Below are 21728 nucleotides of genomic sequence, written 5' to 3'. Positions count from 1 at the left end.
TCCTCCCTACCTGGCCTGCGCCGGTTGTTTGATCTTGCCCAGGGCGAGTCTCGGATCGACACAGAGCTTTTCAAAGCCAAGCACGGCGCGGTCCAATCCCAGAGCATAGCCAAGGAGTTGGGTGTAATAGAATACCGGAATCCTGAATTTCTCGTGCAGGGCGCGGTTGATCTGGCCCTGCCTGAGATCCAGGTTCATCTGGCACAAGGGACAGGCGGTCACGAAGGCGTCCGCGCCGACATCGCGCCCGGCGTCCAGCAGCTTGCCCGACAGCCGCATCACGATATCGTTACGCGGTATGCCGTACGAAGCGCCGCAGCACTCCACCTTGAGCGGGAACGGCACGACCTCCGCCCCGAGCGCGGTCATCAGATTGTCCATGGCCATGGGATTTTCGTGGTGGTCGAAGCGCATCAGCTCCGGAGGACGGTTCATGATGCAACCGTAATAACAGGCGATCTTGATTCCGGTCAGGGGCTTTACGACCTTTGACTTGATCAGTTCGGGGTCCACGTTTTCGGCCAGCACCTGCAAGACGGACTGGGCGTCCACATGGCCATTGCAGGGCACATCGAGGAGCGCATTGGCCTTGGAACGAAACCCGGGGTCTTCCATCTTGTGGGCGGCGGTGCGCAGGTTGGTCAGGCAGCTGGGACAGGGCGTCGTCACCTTGTCCATGCCCATGACCTCGACCTGGGCCAGGTTGCGGGCGGACAGGGCCGCGGACAGGACATGATTCACGGTGTGCGCGGGGGAGGAACCACAGCAGCTCCAGTCCGGAATGTCCACCAGTTCCACGTCCAGAGCCTTGCAGACCGCGCGGGTGGAGCTGTCGTATTCCAGAGACGTGCCCTGGCCGGAACAGCCCGGATAATACGCGATTTTAAACATTGTCGCCTCCTTTGCGGAACCGCTCGAAAATGCGGGCCACCTGTTCGCGTCCCTGAATCTGGTGCGGTTTGAACGGCAACTTGCCGCGCATGAGAGCCTGCGGTGCCAGATCGACATCGGTGAATACGCGGCCGGAGCGCGTCATGTACGCAGTCATGAGACCCAGCTCATAGGCGCGGCCATGGCGCTCGACCGAGGCCAAAAACGAGTCGGCGAAAATCTTCACGGAACGCTCCGTGGCGTACCCGGCTTCCCGGGCCATGTGCCGACAGACATCCATGATCAGCGCGACGTCGATCATGTTCGGACAGCGCGTGGTACAGGATTGACAGGAGCCGCACAGCCACAGGGACCTGCTTTTCAGCACTGCTTCCTTTTGTCCGGTCTGAATCAGTCGCATGATCTGACTGACCGAATAATCGTAGGCGAATGTATACGGGCATCCGGCCGTACAATTGCCGCACTGGTAGCAGTTCCTGATTTTCTGGTGGCTGCGGGCTTCGACCTCGGCGACAAACTCAAGGTCGGCAGTGGCAAGATCAAAGATTTGCATGGACATACCCAACTTGCGGTAAAGAACGGCGAACCGTCCGGTTGACATGAATCCCGCCCCGAAAAAACGCCGTGGGCACAATGAACCTTTTTGACACACCATCCGCACGGACGAGTGATCCAAATTGATACAATGTATCCACTGAAAGCGTTTGTTTCCGGGACATGGGGTTTCTTTTAAGCAGATTTAGTGCCATAGTCTCCATCCCCTTGTATTGTCCAGCATTCAGGCGACCCGCACAGTGGAACGAAACGCGGAGCCCAGTCGACCAAGTCAATAAATATCCTTTCAAAACAGCATATTAAACTAAATACAACATTATCGATTATCTATTTTAAAAGCACCTCTGCCCGGCACGTTTACGACCGGACCTGTCTGAAACACGCGCCGCGACCAGAACACAGGCCCCCATATTGACCAGATTCGGCTTCCCCCATATTGCCTGCCGATCACAACAAACTCATTTCTTACTCCGCATTGACGAAACAAACCACCTCTCCGGGAGAACCCATGCGTTTCATCCACAACACCTGCACCAACCCGGCCTTCAACCTTGCGGCCGAGGAATGGCTGCTGCGCAATACGGACACGGACATCTTCATGCTTTGGCGCAACGAACCCGCCGTCATCGTCGGGCGCAACCAGAACACGGTTTCCGAGATCGACGAGGAGTTCGTGCGTGAACGGGGCATCTCGGTCATTCGGCGCCTGACCGGTGGAGGGGCGGTTTTTCATGATCTGGGCAACGTCAACTTCACCTTCATCCAACTCGGGAAGCAATCCAGGCATCTGGATTTCCATCGCTTCACGGCTCCGATCATGGAGGCCCTGCAAGCCATGGGCGTGAACTGCCAGTTTGAAGGCCGCAACGATCTGGTCATCGACGGACAAAAATTTTCCGGCAATGCCCAACTCCTGGAAAAGGACCGCGTTCTGCACCATGGCACGCTCCTCTTCTCGTCCCAGATGGCCGACCTGTCCGGAGCCCTCAAGGTCAACCCGGTCAAATACGCGGACAAGGCGGTCAAGAGCGTCACGAAGCGGGTCACCAACATCTCAAGCCACCTGCCTGAACCCATCGATGTGGAGACCTTTGTCCACCGCGTCATGGCCCATATCTCAGGCCATGAATCGGAGAACCTGCCGGGCCTGCGCACCGATGAGGAAGCAGCCATAAACGAGCTCGTGGAATCAAAATACGGCACCTGGGACTGGAATTTCGGATCATCGCCCAATTACGGATTCACGCGAAGCACACGTACCGAGGGCGGCGTTGTGGAAGTCCATCTGGATGTGCAGCACGGCCGCATCGAACAGGCCAGAATTTTCGGGGATTTCTTCGGCGCGCGAGCAGTGAGCGAACTTGAGTCCCTGCTTGCGGGCTGCCGTCATGAGCGGGGCGACCTGTCAAAGCTCCTGGAGGATGTACCGGTCGGTGACTTCATTCGCAACGTGGATGCTGCGACATTCATAGATTGTCTTTTCTGACATCCCTTTTTCCGAAATTATGGCGATATATAGATAGACAGAATTCACGTGCACAATCAATTTAAGAAACATTCGCAATAAAGTGAAGCAAAGCATTTTGTTATCGACAATACTTGACGGAACAATCCTGAACCTTCATGTTGCATAAAGCCAATCCAACGCGAAGAGGAAAAAATGGATCAAAACAAGCGCCGCTGGGACCGCGAACCGATAACGGTGCCGTGCAAGATCAGCTACGAAGGCGATAGCCGCAACTCGGCCCCGGGCAGCATCATCAACCTGAGTCCGGGCGGAGTCATGCTTGCGACGGAACAAGGGTTCATCGCCAACGAACGTGTGGCCATCACCCTGGAGGACGAGTACGACGCCCTGCTCTTTGAATTCGCCGAGATTCTGATCGGTACGGTGCGCTGGAGCCAGTCTACGGCATCCTCGGGTCAAAACGTCTACCATGTGGGGATCGCCCTGGAACGCGAACTGCCGCGCAGGATGGTGCTGACCGAGCAATAATCGCGGCCATTCTCCTTGTGTTGTCTCCGCGCTTCCTCTATGGAGCTAGAAATTTTACCTTTTCGCAAAAAAGCTTCCCACCCCACGAGGATCTTCCCATGGTTCATGAGATGCAGAAAAACAGAAAATGGAAGCGCTACGGCTGTCTGCTCCCCTGCAGGATCATCCCGCAAACCGAGACCGACATGGTCGTCTCGGCACGGATCATAAACATCGGCCGCGGCGGTTTGCTCATCGAAGCCGACTATAATTTCACGATGGGAGACAGGGTCATCGTAGCGGCTGCCAACACGGGGTTCGAACGCTTCGAGGCCATCGAGGAAGTGCACGGGACCGTGCGCTGGGGGCAAGTCGACGACAGTTCCCTCATGGGGCTTTATTACATCGGAGTCGAATTCGACGAACTGCTCCCCCTCAAACAGGCGGTGGACGGCCAATCCTGACCCCCTCTTCCAAGCCGCTCCGGACAAAATCACCCCGGCCCGGACGCCGGACACCGCACGTAAAAAAAGGGATTCCGAAATCCCTTTTTTTACGTGTGGCAAGACCGCTGACTGGTCAGGCTTTTGGTTTCTTGGCCGCGGCCGAGGTTTTGTTGGCGAGCTTCTCTTCATCGGCCGCGCGCCGAAATCCATAATCAAGCAGTCTGGCCGTCTCGCGCTGGCGCACGGCGGAATTCTGGGCACCGAGCACCACGGCGACAAGCCGGGTCTTGCCGCGCTTGGCCGTGGCCGTGATGTTGTATCCGGCGTCGCAAACAAAGCCGGTCTTGAGCCCATCCACGCCCTTGTATGTACGAAGCAGCGTGTTGGCGTTGCGATGCGTGGCGCCGTGAAAGGTGTGGCTTGTCATGGAATGCACCTTCAGCGATTCGGGAAAAGTGCGCAGATAGGCCACGGACAGCTTGGCGATGTCCCGAGCGGTGGAGAGCTGCCCCGAGGCGGGCAGGCCGTTGGGATTCTTGAAGCGGCTGTTGACCATTCCGATCTTCTTGGCCTTTTCGTTCATCTGCGCCACGAACTTGGAAGGATCGCCCTTGCCGAAATATTCAGCCACGGCCACGCAGGCGTTGTTGGCCGAAACCACGCTGATACCCTTGATAAGCTCGCCAAGCGGGACCTTTTCATTGCGCTTGAGACGCATGCGCGAACCGCCGGTCTTGACCGCCTCGGCGCTGACGGGAATGGGGGTCGCCTGCGAAAGCCTGCCCTGGGCCAGGGCTTCGCGGATAATGTACAACGTCAAGAGCTTGGTGATCGATGCCGGCGCAATGGTCTTGTCCGGGTTGTGCTCATAATAGACGTCGCCAGTGGACATGTTGATCAGCAATGCGGCCTGCGCGTTCAGCAACAAATCCTTGGACGTGCCCGGCTTCACGGCAGGCTTCGCCGATTTGGTCTTGTCCACGGCGGATTTTTTGGCTTTTACCGCCGGAGCCTTTGGCGCGGCGTCGGTTTGTTTTGGGGCGGTCTTGGCCGTTTTCTTGACCACATCGGGCGCGGGCGTGGTCGTCTTCTTTTTCGATGCCGCAGCCTTTGCGGGGGATGCTGCCGGAACGGACTGAGCAGGCGTGTCGGGTTCAGCCCGATCCGCAATCTGGCTGTCTGCCGCAACGGCCTGGATCTTGGGCTTGGGCGCAACCGCTCCCCGAAAAACGTGAGTCCCCGAAGACGCAAAAGCGGAAAAACCGATTCCGGCCAATCCGCTGATCAGGGCATATATTACCAATACGAACAAAAATTTAGCAGCGTATCTTTTCGTCATGGGCCTTGCCTTTACGGTTCAAGTACGTAGCGGTCAAGTACCGACTTGGCGAGCAAGCCAAAATAAACACAATATATTCAAATGGTTATCATTACAAAACACATCGTAGGCCTAAAGCGATAAATGCGAATCAGTTACAAATCTGATTTTAGCATACATGCAACACCCCCATATTTCAACCACAAACAGATAAAAATCAAAGGAAGGCTTATGAAGCTGCCGCTTCGCCAAACTGACAACTCGCCACCTTATCATACTGTACAATACAACAGTGCTCCAAGGTTTACGCTGCGACAGCTGCGGACACGTCTGCGGAACGCATGAATCAAATTCTATTATCATATTTCATCAAAATAGTTTCAAAAGATAAGTCCACCCTTCGCTTGCCTGAAAACAAAAATGGCGACAGGACTCCCTGCCGCCGATAGCGTTCACGCATCTCAAAACTTCACTCAGCCGCAGCCGCCCCCCATACCTGCGCATCCAGCCTTGTGGCTACGCGTCTTGTAGCGCAAGATGTCTCCTCCCTGAAAATGTTCCGTCACGATGTCGGCGATGAGCCCTGTGCATTCAAGCACTGTAATGCCGTGTTCGCCCAGAACCTGTTTGGGCTGCTTTCCGACCGCTTCGGCCAGGACCAGGGAACAGTCATGCAGGACTTCGGCAAGCTTATGCCAGCGTTCAGGTCCACAGCCAACTTCCGGCACCCGCCGTTCCTCGATCATGCGCGCGCCCTTGCCCTGCGGCGCCCAGATCTGAAAGCTCGGGGCCTCGCCCAGGTGCATGTTGACGAGCATGCCTTCACGCGTGGCCACCGCCACATAAGGTTTTGTCCCCGCCTTGGACCCGCAGGCCAGGTTGTTCAGGGTCGGGATCAGTTCGCTGGAGCGGTCCGAACACAAAAGACCAACGGCGTCGGCCCGGCAACGTTTGCAGTGGGTCATCTGCGGCACGAGCGCGCCGCCCTTGGCCCGCAGCTCGTGGATGAGCTCCTTCGTCGGCTCCTCCACCCCGGCAAACGGAGTGTCCGCCGTCGGGTGCAGCGGAATGAGATTCTGGATGTCCGCGCCCAGGCTGGCCGCGACCTTGGCCACCTCGATCAGATGATGGTCGTTCACGCCGGGGATGATGATGCTGTTCACCTTCACGGTGATGCCCTTGGCTTTCAAGAGCCGGATGGATTCCAGCTGGCGCTCGAGCAGTATCTTCGCGCCTTCCACGCCCCGGTAGACCACCTTGCCGACCCGCACCCAGGAATAGATCTTGGCCCCGATCTCAGGGTCCACGGCGTTCATGGTCACGGTGACGTGGGTCACGCCAAGTTCGGCCAGACGGTCCACGTGCTCGGGCAGGGCCAGCCCGTTGGAGGACAGGCAGTAGAGCATGTTCGGATATTTGGCGTTGATCCGTTCAATGGTTTCAAGGGTGCGCTTGGCCTCGGCCATGGGGTCGCCGGGTCCGGCGATGCCGACCACGGTGATGCGCGGCTCTTTTTTCAGGACCTCGTCCAGATACTCCACCGCCCTGTCCGGAGGCAGGATGGCGCTGGTCACGCCGGGACGGGACTCGTTCACGCAGTCGTATTTGCGGTTGCAGTAGTTGCACTGGATATTGCAGCCCGGAGCCACGGGCAGATGGACCCGCCCGCAGGAACCGGACGTCTCTTTATTGAAACAGGGATGCTGTGATCTATCTTTTGCTTCGGACATGGCGTCCTCCCATTCGTGTTATGCGTGCATGTTAGAGATAGCCGTATCCGACCGGACAATCATCCTGACTTTTTTCCAGAACGGCATTGACCAGCATGTCATAGAGCGACAGCGCCCCCTCGTAACCGACATGCAGGATGCGCTGACCGCCGAAGCGGTCGTGGATGGGAAAGCCGACCCGGATGAGCGGGATGTTCGCCGCGCGGGCCAGCTTGTAGCCCTTGCTGTGTCCGACCAAGAGGTCGGGAGCGAGCTCTGCGGCCTCTTCCTCGATGTCCTTGAAATCGGCGCCGCTTCTGATGACCGGCATGGTCACGCAGACATCGCCCAGAGCTTCGATCAGGGCCTTGCCGAAGCGGTCGCTCTGGGTGCCCGTGGCGGCCAGGACGGGCTGGATGCCGATCTCGCCCAGGAAGGAGCACATGGCGATGACGAAATCCTCCTCGCCGTAAACCACGGCCCGCTTGCCGAAAATGTACTTGTGCCCGTCGACCATGGCGTCCAGGAGCCTGCCCCGGTCAAATGCGTCCTTTTCGGGCATGTCGCAGCCCGCGAATTCGCTCAAAGTATCCATAAACCTGTCCGTGGCCCGCAGGCCGATGGGGATCATGGTCTTTCGCGCCGGGACACCGAATTTGCGTTCCAGCACTCCGGAGGCCGATTCCGCAAGTCCACCGGACATGCCGAACTCGATGCTTCCGGCCGCCCCGCCCATGGCCCGGATCTCGGCCACGGGCGTCCCGCCGTCGGGCAGGGAATGGTAATCGTCCCAGATCACTCCATCCATGGTCCGGGACAGATCCGGGAGCATGGTGAAGCGCACGCCCGCCCTCTCGCCCAAAGAGCCGAGATATCGATAATCCGCCGGGGACAGGAAGCCGGGCAGCAGGTTCACCCCGCCGTGATCCGGGGCCTTGTCCTTGACCACCTGATCGGCCAGGGAGCGCACGGCCGCGTGCCAGCCTTCCATGTGCGTGCCCGAGTAGCTGGGCGTGGCCACATGAACCAGCTCAGGCAGCGGCAGATCGGAAAATTCCTCACGAAATTCGTACAGGTAGCGGCCGACATCATCGCCGATAGTCTCGGTCAGGCAGGTCGTGGCCACGCCGACCAGGTCCACGTCGTACTTGCGCATGACGTTCAAGATGCCTTTCTTGAGGTTCGGCCCGCCGCCGTACACCGCACTCTTCTCGCCCAGGGCAGAGGAGGCGATGTCCACGGGCTCCCGGTAGTGGCTGATGATGTAGCGGCGCATGTAGGTCGCGCAGCCTTGGGAGCCGTGCAGAAAGGGAACGGCGTTCTCGATGCCCTTGAAGACCAGGGCCGCGCCCATGGGCGTGCACATCTTGCAGGCATTGGTGGTGGAAACGTAGGTGTTAGCCATTGACGGCCTCCTTGGTGGTGCAGGTCACGCGGCCGGCAGCGCGACGGGGCATGAACTTCCAGACCGGACTCATGACCGAGGCGTGGATTTCCTTTGCAAAATTATACATGCCAATGAAGCCTTCCAGCGCGATCTTGCGCTCGTGGTTGTGATCGCAGAACCCCACCCCCAGCTTGTACGCGATGGGCCGCTCCTTGACCCCGCCGACGAACACGTCCACGTCCTTCTCTTTGATGAACTGAGCCAGTTCGAGCGGGTTGGCGTCATCGACGATGATGGTCCCGGGGTCGGAGATGGCGGCCAGCTCCTTGTAGTCCTCCTCGGTTCCGGTCTGGGAGCCGACGACCACGACCCGCATCCCGAGATGCCGGAAGGCCTTGATCAGCGAAAAGGCCTTGAAGGACCCGCCCACATACATGGCCACCTTCTTGCCTTCGAGATCGCGACGCAGCTCGGCCAGCTTCGGCATCAGCACGGAGAGTTCCTCGCGCACCAGGGCCACGGTCTTGGCCTTGATGTCCGGGTCCTTGTCCGCAAAAAAATCGGCCACCTTGTAGAGGGAATCGGCCATGTCCTCCACGCCAAGGTAGGATACCCGCTGGTAGGGAATGCCGTATTTTTCCTCCATCATCTTGGCGAGTTCCATGGTCGCCCCGGAGCACTGCACCAGATTGAGCGCCGCGCCGTGACAGCGCCGGATGTCGTCCACCCTCCCGTCGCCGGTGATGTTGGCCACGGCCTCCACTCCCATCCTCTTGAAATATTCGCGCACAATCCATGTCTCACCCGCCAGGTTGAAATCTCCCAGGATGTTCACGCTCATGGGCGAGATGCCCGTGGTGTCGCCCGTGCCGACCAGCCGGAACATGGCCTTGCAGGCGGCGGCGTAGCCTTCGCGCTTGTTGCCCTTGAAGCCCTCGCTCATGACCGGCAGGACCGGGATGCCCGTGTCGGCCGAGACGCGGCGGCACACGGCCTCCATGTCGTCACCGATGAGGCCGACGATGCAGGTCGAATAGACGAAGGCGGCCTTGGGGCTGTGCAGGCTGATGAGTTCGCGCAGGGATGCTTCGAGCTTCTTCTCGCCGCCGAAGATGACGTCCATTTCCTGCAGATCCGTGGAAAAGCTGAGCCGATGCAGTTGCGGACCCGAGGAGATGGCGCCCCGGATGTCCCAGGTGTAGGTGGCGCAGCCGATGGGCCCGTGCACGAGATGCAGGGCGTCGGCGATGGGGTAGAGCACCACCCGTGAACCGCAAAACACGCAGGCCCGCTGACTGACCGCGCCGGCCAGGCTGGGGCGATCGCACGCCATGGCGAAAGGCTCTTCGCCGATGCGGTGCATCTGGCTTTTTCGTTCTTCGAGTATGGTCTTGTTCATGGTGTGCTCCTTGGGGCGGCCTTGATGACCTGGCTGCCTAAAAATCCGTCCGCGGTTCGTGCCCGCTTCATTCCGTTTTCAATCCGTGTCTCTTCGCCGTCCCGAATCCGCCGAAGTGCCGAGGGAGGAGACCCTTCGGCGGATTCGGGATGATCGAAATTCAATCGGTCATGCCGGGCCTAGCCCAGATGATACTCGGCGCAGGGCTCGCCCGCCTCGATCCCGTCCAGGATGGCGTCGATGGCTTCTTCGCTGCTGACGCCGCCGAACCACCAGTTGTCGGGCTGGACGACCATGACCGGCCCCTTCTCGCACAGCTTCATGCAGCCCGTGGCCGTGATCAGGATATCGAGCCCCCGGGCCAGGATCTCTTCTTCGAGGTACTGCAGGAAGCCGTCGGTCTGCTTGAAACACACGCCCTTGGGATCGCCGCCGACGCGAAAGCTCTGGCACACGAGGATCTGTCTTTCTGGAATCGCCATTTCTATCTCCAACTATTTTGAAATGTTTTTTTGAGCCTCAATCCGTAGCGCCATAGAGCTGACGCACCAGGCTGAGCACAAAGCCCTCGGCCTCGATGACAGTGAGGCCTTGGGCGGCAAGAGCCGCAACGGGTTTTGGCCCCACGCTCGCAACCAGCAGATAGGTGCAGTCGCTCAGGACCTCGGCCACCCCTTCCCAGCGAATGCTTCCACCGCCGGGAGCCGGAGCGGGCCTGGTCCCGATGAGCCCGACCATGCCCTGATCGCGGCCATAGATCCTGAACTCACTGGCCTGGCCGAGATGCATGTCGACGGTCTTGCCGGTACTGCTGGCCACGGCCACCAAAGGGCGGTGTGCTTGTGGAGGGGGATACGTCATGGTCGTGATCCTTTATGAGGCGGCGGGTCGCCCCGCCGCCAGGTATCTAGTAGACAAGTTCAAACTTCTCTTCTGTTTCATCACGATCCGTGCGGGTCAGGATAAGATCGAGAATCCTGGTCAGCATGTGCAGTCCGCCCTTGTAGCCAACCGTCGGGAAGTACTGGTGGCCGACGCGGTCCAGGATGGGGAAGCCGAAGCGCAGGAAAGGGATGTCCTCATCGCGGGCGATGTACTTGCAGTAGGTGTTGCCGATGATGAGATCGACGGGCTCGTTCTTGATCCACTGGTGCAGGAGGAACATGTCCCCACCCGCCTTCACGTTGGCCTTGTAGCCGGCCTCGGCCGTGATCTCGTCGATGCGCTTCTCGAACTTGTTGCCGGGGGTTCCGGTGACGATGTGCACGGGCTTCATGTCCAGCGAAACCAGGAATTCGGTCAGGGCGATGACCTGGTCGGGGTCGCCGACCAGGGCCACCTTCTTGCCGTAGAAGTACTGGTGCATGTCGGAGATGAGGTCCACGAGCTGGCCGCGCTCGAAGGCGACGGTGTCGGGCACGCTGACCCCAGCGACCTTGCGCAGGGTGTCGATGAAGCGGTCCGTGGCTTTGAGGCCAAAAGGCATGTCCAGCACCGTGCAGGGCACCTTGCACTGGGTATCGAGCCAGCGCGCCGCATCGGCCGAGCACCATTCCCCAAGAGCCAGGGTGCCAATGGCGTCGCCTGCGGCCACGAGGTCCGCGACCGGGGTGCCGCCATCGGGGAACATCTTGTACTCGCCGGTCAGGGCGCCGTTCAGGACGCCGGAGGTGTCGGGGAAAAGGATGATATCAAGGCCCATGAGGGTCGCCAGACGCCTCACTTCTTCCATGTCGGAAGGTTCGACCCAACCGGGAATGATGTTCACGCGGCCGTTCTTCCTGCCGGTGTTCACGGCAAAGCCCTTGGCCATGCCCTTGACCATGTTGGAGAAGCCCGTGACGTGGGAGCCGACGTAGCTGGGGGTGTTGGCGTATATGACGTGCTTGCCTTCCGGCACCTTGCCGCTCTTTTTGGCCTTGTCGGTCATCTGGGGCAGGTCGTCGCCGATGGTCTCGGACAGGCAGGTGGTGTGCACGGCGATGACGTCGGGCTCATAAACAGTGAAGATGTTCTCGATGGCCGAAACCAGGTTCGCGCCGCCGCCGAAGACCGAGGCGCCTTCAGTGAAAGAGCTGGTGGCCGCCGAGACGGGTTCCTTGTAGTGCCGGGTCAGGGCGCTGCGGTGGTAGGCGCAGCAGCCCTGGGAGCCGTGGGAGTGCGGCAGGCAGCCGTGGATGCCCAGCGCCGCGTACATGGCCCCGATGGGCTGACAGGTCTTGGCCGGATTGATGGCCAGGGCGCTGCGTTCCTTTATTTCTTTGGGTGTATGTCTCAGTAGCATGATTGTTTCCTCTTATTCCCACACGTACGTGGCGGACAGTTCCGGGCTTTCCTGCCAGGGGGCCTTCATGTAGCTCCAGACCTTGCTGTTCACGAGACGGTCGATTTCGTGATAGAAATTGACCGCGCCCTGAAATCCCGCATAGGGACCGCCGGAATCGTAGCTGTGCAGCTGTTTCATGGGGATGCCCAGCTTCTGGATGGAGAACTTCTCCTTGACGCCTGCGCAAAAGATGTCGGGCTTCACGATCTCGACCAGCTTTTCGGCCTCGTACTGGTTGAGGTCGTCGATAACGAGAGTCTGGTGGTCCATGTCCGGGATCAGGCCTTCGTATTCCTTGAACTTCAAACCGGCGGCTTCGAGCCTGGCCATCTCTTCGGAGGTCTTGCGCGGGGCGTAACGCTTCTCGTCCGCCTCGACCTCGATTTCCTCGATGTTGCGGCTGTCGGCATCGACCTTCAAATTCGGGATGACGTGGCGGCCTTCGTAGTCGTCGCGGTGGGCGAACTCGTAACCGGCGGCCAGGGTCTTCATGCCCATCTCGGCAAAGAGGTCCTGGTAATGATGGGCGCGGGAGCCGCCGACGAAGAGCATGGCCGTCTTGCCCGTGGTGCGGGGCAGCACGTCGCTGATGACGGCTTCCACGGCGGGCATTTCTTCGGCGATGACCTCTTCCACGCGGGCGGTCAGGCCCGGATCGCCGAAATATTCCGCGATCTTGCGCAGGGACTTGGCCGTGGACTTGGCGCCGATGAAGTTGACCTTGATCCACGGGATGCCGAACTTGGTTTCAAGCATGTCGGCCACGTAGTTTATAGAGCGGTGGCACATGACCGCGGACAGGTCGGCCTTGTGGGCCGAGGCGAACTGGTCGTAGGTCGAGTTGCCGGAGAAGGTGGAGATGTTGGTGATGCCGCATTTTTTAAGGATACGGTCGATCTCGAACCCATCGCCGCCGATGTTGTATTCGCCCAGGAGGTTGATCTTGAACTGGCCGGGCTTCTCGGCATCGTTCTCGCCCACCACTTCGCTGAAGATCTTGTTGTTGGCGATGTGGTGGCCGGCGGACTGGCTGACGCCCTTGTATCCTTCACAGCTGAAGGCGAAGACGTTGCAGTCGCCGAATTTGGCCTTCATCTTGCGCGCCACGGCGTGGATGTCGTCGCCGATGAGGCCGACGGGACAGGTCGCGAAGATGGCGATGGCCTTGGGATGGAAGAGGTCGTAGGCTTCCTGGATGGCGGCCTGCAGTTTCTTCTCGCCGCCGAAGATGATGTCCTGGTCCTGCATGTCCGTGGAAAAGCAGTATGGCATGAAGTTTTCCGCGCCCTCGGCCGATGCGTCGGTCTGGTTGCGGCGGGTCAGCCAGGAGTAGAAGCCGCAGCCGATGGGGCCGTGGGTGATGTTGACGATGTCGCGGGTGGGCCCGAGGATAACGCCCTTGCATCCGGCGTAGGTGCAGCCGCGCATGGTGATGATGCCGGGGATGGTGCGCACATTGGCCGATATTTCAGGCGTTTCGTTGCCGAGCGCCTCGTTGATGAGAATCTGGGAAGCGCGCTTTCTGGCCACCTTGGGCGGATACTTGGCGAGCATGTCCGCCTTGATGTCGGTGGGCGTCCAGTTGACGAGCTTTTTTGCAGCTGATGACATGATGTTCTCCTTCGTGTGTCCTGGTTTCAAGAGATGAAACCGGCTCTATTCAATGGACTTGGCGCCCTTTTCTCCGGTCCTGACCCGCACCGCGTCGATCATGGGCAAAACGAAAATCTTGCCGTCGCCGGGCTGGCCGGTCTTGTTGGTGTCGGTGATGACCTTGACCACTTCGGGCACAAGATCATCGGTGACCACGACGGTCAGCATGCGTTTGGGGTAGAGTTTGCCCTTTTCCCCCAGCACGGCCACCGCTTCCTCGATGCCCTTTCTGGCTCCCTCAAGAGGCTTCACGTCCACCAGGCCCTTGCCGCGACCGAAAGCCTCGTGGGCGAAGAAAGCGACCACGCCCGCGTCCTGCAAAGCCTTCTTTGTCTTGTTCATCATGTTCATGCGGATGACCGCGATCACTTCTTTCATGGCTATGCTCCTGCGGGGGCGCTTCCTGCGGGGGCGCTGTCACAGATGCCGGAGCTGATGGTGTAGACGTCGCCCACTTCGCTGACGAAAATCTTGCCGTCGCCGAAAGCGCCCTTGGCGCCGCTGCGGGCGGCCTTCATGATCACGCTGATGACGAAGTCCTTGTCCTCGGCCTTGACCACGCTCATGAGCATGGTCTTGGGAATCTCGTCGTAGGTCACTTCGCCGATCTTGATGCCGCGCTGCTTGCCGCGACCGGCCACGGAATATTTGGTCACCGCCGGGAAGCCCGCATCCATGAGGGCTGCGAGGACGTCATCGGACTTTTCGGGACGTACGATTGCTCTGACCATGATCATATGTTTTCTCTCCTTGAATTATTGATTTGGAAACGTGGGTTCGTTTTCAGGGTACCGGGCGTTACACGGCTTCGAGCAGGCCGAAATCCATCAAGAGCTGTTCCAATTCCTGGATTTCAAGAGGCTTCGGAACAACAAAATTCGTGTTCTGGTCGATGGCCTTGGCCAGGTTGCGGTAGTGATCGGCTTGGGGAGCCTTGGGGTTCCATTCGATGACGGTCATGCGGTTGATCTCGGCGCGCTGCACGTCGTTGTCGCGGGGCACGAAATAGATCATCTGGGTGCCGATCTTCTTGGCCAGCTCTTCGATCATCTCGCGTTCGTTATCGACGTTGCGGGAGTTGCAGATCAATCCGCCCAGACGCACACTGCCGGATTCGGCGTACTTCATGATGCCCTTGCAGATGTTGTTGGCCGCATACATGGCCATCATCTCGCCGGAACAGACGATGTAGATCTCTTCGGCCTTGCCATCGCGGATGGGCATGGCGAACCCGCCGCACACAACGTCGCCCAGAACGTCGTAGAACGCGTAATCCAGGGCTTCCGACTCGTGATAGGCGCCAAGGGACTCAAGCATGTTGATGGAGGTGATGATGCCGCGGCCGGCGCAACCAACGCCCGGCTCGGGTCCGCCGGACTCGACGCACCAGGTGCCGTTGAAGCCGGCTTTGCGGATGTCGGCCAGTTCAACGTCTTCGCCTTCGTCGCGCAGGGTATCCAGAACAGACTTCTGGGCCAGGCCACCGAGGAGCAAGCGAGTCGAGTCGGCCTTGGGGTCGCAACCGACAACCATGATCTTCTTGCCGAGTTCAGACAGGCCCGCGACGGTGTTCTGCGTGGTGGTGGATTTGCCGATGCCGCCCTTTCCGTAAATTGCGATCTTCCTCATGACGTGTGCTCCTTTATGTGAGAGTTTTTGGTGTAGTTGTGCGCCGTTCCTGAATCACCCTAGGGCAACGGGCGTGCCAAAATTTGCAAACGAACTTAACACTTCAAAATAATTCATTTTATTTACGAAACACGACTTGCCCCACGCCCACCAACCTACACAAACCACAAAGACAAAAATGTAGGAAGACACACTATCGTCAGCCCTGTCGTGCGACCATGCGTCTAAGACAAAGGCTTAAAATTCAGCATAATGGAGAAATTCACCTTCGTGGCATCGACCATGCAATGGACCATGCATTGATTGAAGCAAACACGGGAGGACGCATGCTCATCGACACGACACTCAGGGAAGGGGCGCAAATGTTCGGGACCAGCATCCCGCAGGAAGCCAAGATCCGCATTGCCGGCCGCATCGCGGACATGGGCGTGGAAGAGATAGAGATCGGCTGGATGGGCCAGGAGGGGTTGGATGAAGTGGTGAAGGCGCTACGGGGCAGGGGCGTGACCTGCGACCTGAGCGTCTGGTCGCCCTGCCGCACCGTGGACGTGTACAGGGCTGCGGGCCTTAGCATCGATACGATCAATATCGGCCTGCCCGTCTCCGACCTGCATATCGCCGAGCGGCTGCGCACGGACCGGGACGGCCTGACCCGCATGCTGCGCGAGACCGTGGGGCTGGCCCACTCCTGCGGCATCCGGCGCATCAGCATCGGCCTCGAGGACGTGACCCGAGCCGATCAGGACTTCGCCCTGTCCATGGCCCGCATGGCCAAGGAGCTCGGCGCCGCGCGCATCCGCCTGGCCGACACGCTTGGCGTCATGACCCCGACCCGCATCGCCGAACTGGTGCGCTTCTTTGCGCAAAGCGTGGACATGGAGATCGCCATCCACTGCCACAACGATTTCGGCATGGCCACGGCCAACGCCATCACGGCCCTGGAGGCGGGCGCGCACTGGGCGGATGTCTCGGTGCTGGGGATTGGCGAGCGCTCGGGCATCTCGGCCCTGGAGGAAGTGGCCGGACACCTGCGGCTGGTGCAGGGCTACGATATCTACGACATGAATCTGGTGCGCGCTCTATGCGATCTGGTGGCCGAATACGCCCGCATTCCGGTGGCCCGCAACCGGCCCATGTCCGGCGGCGACATCTTCGCGGCCGAATCAGGCCTGCATGTCGACGGCATTTTGAAAAACCCGGCCCTGTTCGAACCCTACGACCCGGCCCAGACAGGAGCCAAACGCATCCTGGCCCTCGGCGCCAAGGCCGGACGGGGAGCGGTCAGGACCATGCTGCGCCAGGTGGGCCTTAAAGGACCGCTACACTCCATCGGCAACATGGTCGACACCATCCGCGAACGCGCCCACCGCACAGGCCGCCCCTTGACCCAAGGCGAAGTGCAGGCCCTGGCCAAGCATCAGGAATGCCTGGACGGCGGAATCTGCTGAAAATCAGCACCCGGACGACACAAACGCGCTCACGTCCCGGATGACCGTGAGTTCCGGGCCGTGAGCGCGTCAGCAGGCCGCACCACCAACGGAGAATCCATGCTCATCAACAGAATCCAGGCCAGCATCTTCCGCCAACTCTGCGAGCGGCAGAACATGGACCGCGACGCATATGTCCGAGCCTATTCGGAACACTATCTGGGCAAACCCCTCGCCAGTCTCGAAAACCTGACTGAGGAGGACGGCGACCAGTGGATCACCAAGGCGTACCTGCAATCGCTGTGAGGACCGGCTACCCTGCTACGCAATCTCCCACGTTCCGGCAGAACAACCTGAGATAAAAGACGATGTTTCAAAAATTGTTTAACGTCTGCCAGTGCGGTGCATTACCCGGTCCCTCGGCCCGCAATGCCTGCGCAACGTCTGAAAGTCCTGCGTAATTCCTCGATTTTGAACGGTTTGGACAGATAGTCGTTCATTCCGGCCGTCAGGAACTTCTCGCGGTCTCCGCTCATGGAGTAGGCGGTCAGGGCGATGATGGGGATGCTTGCATAGGCCTTGCCGGAGGACCTGATCGCCCTGGTTGTCTCCTCACCGTCCATGACCGGCATCTGGATGTCCATCAGGATGCAGTCGAACTCCCGTTCTTCGAGCAGATTAAGGACCTGCCGCCCGTTCTCGGCCACAATAACCTCATGTCCATCCCGGTTGATCATCCTGCTCGCGGCCAGGGCGTTGATCGGCTCATCCTCGGCCAGCAACACGCGCATGACGGGCAGGGGTTCAAAATCCTCGGCGCTCGCCAAGGCGTCCGCCTCGCTCTCGGTCAGGCCCAGCGGCAGCGCGACGTGGACCTCCGTCCCCTCTCCGAAAATGCTGTCCAGAGTGATATGTCCGCCCATGAGCTCGACCAGCCGCCTGACTATGGCCAATCCCAGCCCGGCGCCCTGGTACCTGCGAGTGTAGGCGCCTTCGACCTGGAAGAAGGGGGTGAACAGATCGTGCTGTTTTTCCGAAGGGATGCCGATGCCCGTATCCATCACGGAAAACAGAATGCGGCACTGTTCCAGACCCCTAGGGGGAAGCGCCGTCAGCTCCACGCGCACGAAGCCCTGGTCCGTGAATTTCAGGGCGTTCCCCACCAGGTTGAAAAGCACCTGCCTGAGCCTGGCCGCGTCACCCTTGAGCCTGGGCGGCACGGAAGGATCCGTCGACAGCTCCAGAGACACGCCCTTGCTCTGCGCGCTGGTGTTGAACAGTTCGGAAACGGACTGGAGCAGCTCCTGAACCGCAAACGCCTCCTCGCGTATCTCGACCTTGCCGGCCTCGATACGCGAGATGTCCAGCAGATCGCTCAGCAGGCGAGTCAGCCGCTCGGACGACTTTCTGGCCAGATGCACGTACTCCGTCTGCTCGCCGTTCAAAGGCGTCATCTCCAAGAGCTGCATCATGGCCATGACGCCGTTCAAGGGGGTACGCAGCTCATGGCTCATGTTGGCCAGGAATTCGTTTTTAGCCTGGCTGGCGGACTCGGCCGCATCCTTGGCCCTGGCCATGGCCTGCTCCGCCTGCTTACGTTCGGTCACGTCCCAGACCGTCGAAATCATCAGGTTCGTGCCCGGCAGCGGGATGTTGCGGGCGGTGACGAAGCGGGTCTCGTCCTGCCGCATGATGGGCACATCAGCCCAGCACATGCGCTCCTGGCTCCCGCTGGCGCAGCCTGCCGTGACCATCCCGCGAATCTTTCCCCGGAATTCCGGTTCGGGATACGCGGCCTCCCAGAATCCCTCGGGGGCGGTGATAGACTCCCTGGTCGTTCCGTAAAACCTGGGGAAGAGCTCATTCATGTACTCGAACCTGACGTCCGGAGAAACCGTGTTCACGGCCACGCCTACGGGCAGATTGTCCAGCACGGTGCGGATGAATTCCTCACGCTCTCGCAAGGTCTTTTCGGCCTGGATGCGGTTGTCCAGCTCCTGGTTGGCCTTCTCATAGAGGCGCGCATTGACCAGGGCGATAGACACCTGATGGGCTTGGGTCTCCAGAAATTCGGACTGGGGATGAAAATCCCTGGGCGTGCGGGAAGCCAGTCCCATGACGCCGATGACATCCCGGCCGTCGCGAAGCGGCAGCGCCGCGAAGGACAGGATACCGGCCTCCTTGCATTCCTGCCTGGTGCAGCGGTCATCGCTGAGAATGTCGTTGGAGTACTGCGGCTCGCCGTCCAGCACCGCCAGCCCGCACAAGCACTCCCCGACCCGGTGTTCATGAACTTCATGCAGCAACATTTCCGAATCCTGCGGACACACTGCCTGAAGCAGCAGACGCTCTCCCTGCCGGAGGAACAGATAGACCATGTCGGAACCCGTGGTCTCCCGGACCACGCGCACCGAGGCTGCCACGATCTGGTCCAGGGACAGCGAGGAACTGACGACCATGCTCAACTCATGCAGAGCGGCCAGCTCACGGGCCCTCTGGTCCGATGCCCGCTCGGCCTGCTTGAACCCGGAGATGTCCAGCAGAATGCCGGTCCAGAGCACATCCCCGTTGTCCAGGGACCTGGGCACGGATTCGAAGTGGACCCAGCGATCCCCATCGGCGCTCTCGATCCGTCCCTCCCAGGTGAAGCGCGACAGCGACTCCACGGCCAGAACGTTCCTGGCCACGAAATCCGCCCTGTCCTCGGAATGCATGCGCTCGATCACGATACTCGCGTTAGCTTGGCACTCTTCCCGGGTCGCGCCCAGGATTTCGCAGAACCGGTCGCTGACCATTTCAAGCGTGTAGTTGGATTCCAGCTTTTCAACCCACTCTTCCGGGCCCCATGGCTTTTGGGCCAAAACGCGCAACCTGTACACTCCGGCAGGCTGCGAGGCGACAAGATCGCGGTACAGGTTCCGTTCGTGGGCCAGGACCGCCTCGACCTGCTTGCGGGGCGTGATCTCCGTGACGAAACCCAAAAAATGCAGCGTTTTTCCGGAGCTGTCGCGCACGGCCCGCGCGCTGGTGGACACCCAGACCTCGGAACCGTCCCGGCGCAGATGACGGGTTTCCCGGTCGAAAATTTCGTCCTGAACGTCCAGAAGCCGCAGGAACGCGCCCCCCTCGGCAGAATCGGCATGGCTGCCCGTTCCAACCTCTGCGGATGCAGCGACCAAGGCCTGGGGCGACGCATAGCCAAAAATCCGGGCCATGGCCGGATTCGCGGACAGGTAGCGGCCTTCGGGCGAGGACGTGAATATGCCGATGGGAGCGCCCATCAACAGGTCGTGGGGATCTTCAAAACTCGATGGTGATAGTGGCATGTGCACCGTTTAGGCCCTGCAGGGCCATGCAGGATGACAGTTTAGCGACGAAAGTCCGGCCAACGTGTGCCGAAAACCGTTCGTGGTGGATGCGCTTTCTTACAAGATACCGCAGTATGCGCAAGTCGGTAAATCCTGAAACGCACATGCATTATGGCGAGACCGGCTGGAATTCACGAAAGACCGTTTTGACCTCTTCTCTGGGTGAATCTGACCATGGCTGAAAATTAATCCATTCGCCGTGATAGACTGTTTTTGAGCAACGCATCGCCACCGACTGCATAAACGGTTCGGCAACACTCGCCGGAAAACCTGGCATCACTCCGCTTTGGAGCCTATTTTTCCGAGAATCGTCTTGGCACGTTCGAAATTCGGATCGCACTTCAATGCTGCTTTCATGAACCGCTCCACTTCCTGCAATCGGTTCATCTGGAAATAGACCATTCCGATATTGAAAGGGATAAGCGGCGATTCCTGAAGAATGTCCGAAGAAGCGGCTATCGCCTTTTCGAACTCGCAGACGGCCTTGTAATGCTCTTTACCCTGCGCATAAGCCATGCCCATATTGTAGTGCAGTCCCGCTTCGTTGGGAATCACGTTCAGCGCCTGCTGGTAGGTCTGCACCGCGCCCTTCCAGTCACCCTTCTTGCGCAGCGACACCCCCATCTCGATGACCATCCACAAATCTTCGCGGGTCATGTCGGCACCCTTCGTCTCAAGGGCCTGATTCATGAACAGGATGCTCTGCTCGGGGTTCACCTCACGCAGCTTCACGCCAATATCCATGAGCGTGGAGGCCAGCATATCGTTGGCCTGCGAGCGCACGATATTTACCGCATCAGAATAAAATTTCTTGGCTTTCTCGTCCTCGCCGGTCTTGCTGTACTGTTCGCCGATATTGATTTTACGTTTATGGTTCAAAGGAGAAATCTTATCCATGAGCAGAAGATATTTGATATATTCCTTTGACTCTTCAATTTCTTCATACAAATCCGCAAGCTTCTGCAAAGGCTTCAGATTAAGCCTAGACTCCTTTACAGCTTCTTTATAGTATATTTCTGCATTTTTTATATCACCATTCTTCCTGGCAATATCACCCTTCAAAATCATACATATAGAACTACTCGGCTTCTCTTCAAGAAGAATATCAATTTTTAATTGAGCCTGATCATACTCTTTTTTCTCTATCAAAATCTTAATATTCTCGACTTCAGTTTGAAAAATATTGGAAGGCTTTATAGCAAATGCTATTTTTTGTATTATGTTGTTTATTGAAATAGGTTTGACTATTATTGAATCAACATCGTTTTCAGCAATAAAAGATACATGCTCTTCTGAAACTTCAGGTGTTATGCATATTATCTTCAGCCTGTTTCCAAAGCTGTCCTTCAAGGACTTAAAGTCGAAAACATTCGATCTTCCATTGATTTTCGATTCGATAAACATGACCACTTGCGACCTTTCTTCCAAAAGGTCCCTGCACTTTTTCCAAATATCGGAAGAAACATGGGCTACGGATAAAGAATCGTAGTTCAGCCCCATGGTGCGCAATGCTCCGCGCATGGTACGCACGAATATCTCGTCATTGGTGACCAGAAAAAAAGATCCGTTCTGGTTCTGTAAAAAATTGGCGACTATCCTGTCGTAAACCGGAGCGACATCTTTTCGTATCAACTTGTGCGACATA

The 21728-nt window shown here is 58.7% G+C and carries 20 protein-coding genes; 5 read left to right on the top strand and 15 right to left on the bottom strand.

Going from position 1 to position 21728, the window contains the following annotated elements; translation table 11 throughout:
- Positions 1-6: 6 nt before the first annotated feature.
- Together DBAC_RS04320 and DBAC_RS04315 are read right to left on the bottom strand one after the other, a co-directional pair.
- Positions 7-891, bottom strand: a complete 885-nt coding sequence (locus DBAC_RS04320; protein WP_015773067.1) for a CoB--CoM heterodisulfide reductase iron-sulfur subunit B family protein — start codon at positions 889-891, stop codon at positions 7-9.
- Positions 884-1444 carry a 4Fe-4S dicluster domain-containing protein gene (locus DBAC_RS04315; RefSeq protein WP_043811720.1) on the bottom strand — a complete coding sequence of 187 codons (561 nt, stop codon included), beginning with the start codon at positions 1442-1444 and terminating at the stop codon, positions 884-886. Before DBAC_RS04315 ends, DBAC_RS04320 begins: the two co-directional genes overlap by 8 nt.
- 510 nt (positions 1445-1954) lie before the next feature.
- Between DBAC_RS04315 and lplA the strand changes: the two genes are divergently transcribed.
- From lplA to DBAC_RS04300, 3 genes are all read left to right on the top strand, one after another.
- Entirely contained in the window at positions 1955-2932 is a 978-nt protein-coding gene (gene lplA, locus DBAC_RS04310; RefSeq protein ID WP_015773065.1) for a lipoate--protein ligase, read from the top strand.
- Positions 2933-3106: 174 nt separating this feature from the next.
- Positions 3107-3442, top strand: coding sequence for a PilZ domain-containing protein (locus tag DBAC_RS04305; RefSeq protein WP_015773064.1), 336 nt, complete (start codon positions 3107-3109; stop codon positions 3440-3442).
- 98 nt (positions 3443-3540) lie between these two features.
- Entirely contained in the window at positions 3541-3885 is a 345-nt protein-coding gene (locus tag DBAC_RS04300) for a PilZ domain-containing protein (protein ID WP_015773063.1), read from the top strand.
- A 115-nt stretch (positions 3886-4000) separates the two neighbouring features.
- On the opposite strand, the gene DBAC_RS17640 is transcribed toward DBAC_RS04300, so the two are convergent.
- The 11 genes from DBAC_RS17640 to nifH all read right to left on the bottom strand — a co-directional run bounded on the left by DBAC_RS17640 (position 4001) and on the right by nifH (position 15288).
- Entirely contained in the window at positions 4001-5206 is a 1206-nt protein-coding gene (locus DBAC_RS17640) for a D-alanyl-D-alanine carboxypeptidase family protein (RefSeq protein WP_015773062.1), read from the bottom strand.
- 452 nt (positions 5207-5658) lie between these two features.
- Positions 5659-6915, bottom strand: coding sequence for a nitrogenase cofactor biosynthesis protein NifB (gene nifB / locus DBAC_RS04290; RefSeq protein WP_015773061.1), 1257 nt, complete (start codon positions 6913-6915; stop codon positions 5659-5661).
- A gap of 31 nt (positions 6916-6946) precedes the next feature.
- On the bottom strand, positions 6947-8299 hold the full coding sequence (locus tag DBAC_RS04285; protein ID WP_015773060.1) for a nitrogenase component 1: 1353 nt from the start codon (positions 8297-8299) through the stop codon (positions 6947-6949).
- The gene (gene nifE, locus DBAC_RS04280) at positions 8292-9680 is read right to left on the bottom strand and encodes a nitrogenase iron-molybdenum cofactor biosynthesis protein NifE (RefSeq protein WP_015773059.1); all 1389 of its coding nucleotides are present in this window, start codon (positions 9678-9680) and stop codon (positions 8292-8294) included. The genes DBAC_RS04285 and nifE overlap by 8 nt, the downstream gene beginning before the upstream one ends.
- A gap of 179 nt (positions 9681-9859) precedes the next feature.
- The gene (locus tag DBAC_RS04275; protein ID WP_015773058.1) at positions 9860-10162 is read right to left on the bottom strand and encodes a (2Fe-2S) ferredoxin domain-containing protein; all 303 of its coding nucleotides are present in this window, start codon (positions 10160-10162) and stop codon (positions 9860-9862) included.
- A 37-nt stretch (positions 10163-10199) separates the two neighbouring features.
- Positions 10200-10541 carry a NifB/NifX family molybdenum-iron cluster-binding protein gene (locus DBAC_RS04270; RefSeq protein ID WP_015773057.1) on the bottom strand — a complete coding sequence of 114 codons (342 nt, stop codon included), beginning with the start codon at positions 10539-10541 and terminating at the stop codon, positions 10200-10202.
- Positions 10542-10587: 46 nt separating this feature from the next.
- Positions 10588-11964 (bottom strand): nitrogenase molybdenum-iron protein subunit beta, encoded by a 1377-nt coding sequence (gene nifK / locus DBAC_RS04265; protein ID WP_015773056.1) that lies wholly within the window; start codon positions 11962-11964, stop codon positions 10588-10590.
- Positions 11965-11976: 12 nt separating this feature from the next.
- Positions 11977-13617 carry a nitrogenase molybdenum-iron protein alpha chain gene (gene nifD / locus DBAC_RS04260; protein WP_015773055.1) on the bottom strand — a complete coding sequence of 547 codons (1641 nt, stop codon included), beginning with the start codon at positions 13615-13617 and terminating at the stop codon, positions 11977-11979.
- Positions 13618-13662: 45 nt separating this feature from the next.
- Complete coding sequence (locus DBAC_RS04255; RefSeq protein ID WP_015773054.1) at positions 13663-14037, bottom strand: P-II family nitrogen regulator; 375 nt, start codon at positions 14035-14037, stop codon at positions 13663-13665.
- Between the two features lie 2 nt (positions 14038-14039).
- Complete coding sequence (locus DBAC_RS04250; protein ID WP_015773053.1) at positions 14040-14396, bottom strand: P-II family nitrogen regulator; 357 nt, start codon at positions 14394-14396, stop codon at positions 14040-14042.
- 61 nt (positions 14397-14457) lie between these two features.
- Positions 14458-15288, bottom strand: a complete 831-nt coding sequence (gene nifH, locus DBAC_RS04245; RefSeq protein ID WP_015773052.1) for a nitrogenase iron protein — start codon at positions 15286-15288, stop codon at positions 14458-14460.
- A gap of 326 nt (positions 15289-15614) precedes the next feature.
- Between nifH and DBAC_RS04240 the strand changes: the two genes are divergently transcribed.
- Positions 15615-16736 carry a LeuA family protein gene (locus DBAC_RS04240; RefSeq protein WP_015773051.1) on the top strand — a complete coding sequence of 374 codons (1122 nt, stop codon included), beginning with the start codon at positions 15615-15617 and terminating at the stop codon, positions 16734-16736.
- 99 nt (positions 16737-16835) lie between these two features.
- On the top strand, positions 16836-17021 hold the full coding sequence (locus DBAC_RS04235; RefSeq protein ID WP_015773050.1) for a hypothetical protein: 186 nt from the start codon (positions 16836-16838) through the stop codon (positions 17019-17021).
- A gap of 101 nt (positions 17022-17122) precedes the next feature.
- Here the strand turns inward: DBAC_RS04235 and DBAC_RS17635 are convergent, their stop codons facing one another.
- Together DBAC_RS17635 and DBAC_RS04225 are read right to left on the bottom strand one after the other, a co-directional pair.
- Positions 17123-20041, bottom strand: a complete 2919-nt coding sequence (locus tag DBAC_RS17635; protein ID WP_081434348.1) for an ATP-binding protein — start codon at positions 20039-20041, stop codon at positions 17123-17125.
- Positions 20042-20359: 318 nt separating this feature from the next.
- Positions 20360-21604 carry a tetratricopeptide repeat protein gene (locus DBAC_RS04225; RefSeq protein WP_228644957.1) on the bottom strand — a complete coding sequence of 415 codons (1245 nt, stop codon included), beginning with the start codon at positions 21602-21604 and terminating at the stop codon, positions 20360-20362.
- Positions 21605-21728: the final 124 nt, after the last annotated feature.

Source organism: Desulfomicrobium baculatum DSM 4028 (genome assembly GCF_000023225.1).
GTDB classification, from domain to species: domain Bacteria; phylum Desulfobacterota; class Desulfovibrionia; order Desulfovibrionales; family Desulfomicrobiaceae; genus Desulfomicrobium; species Desulfomicrobium baculatum.
Note: the sequence above shows the minus strand (reverse complement) of the source record. Positions and strands in the feature narration are given on the sequence as shown.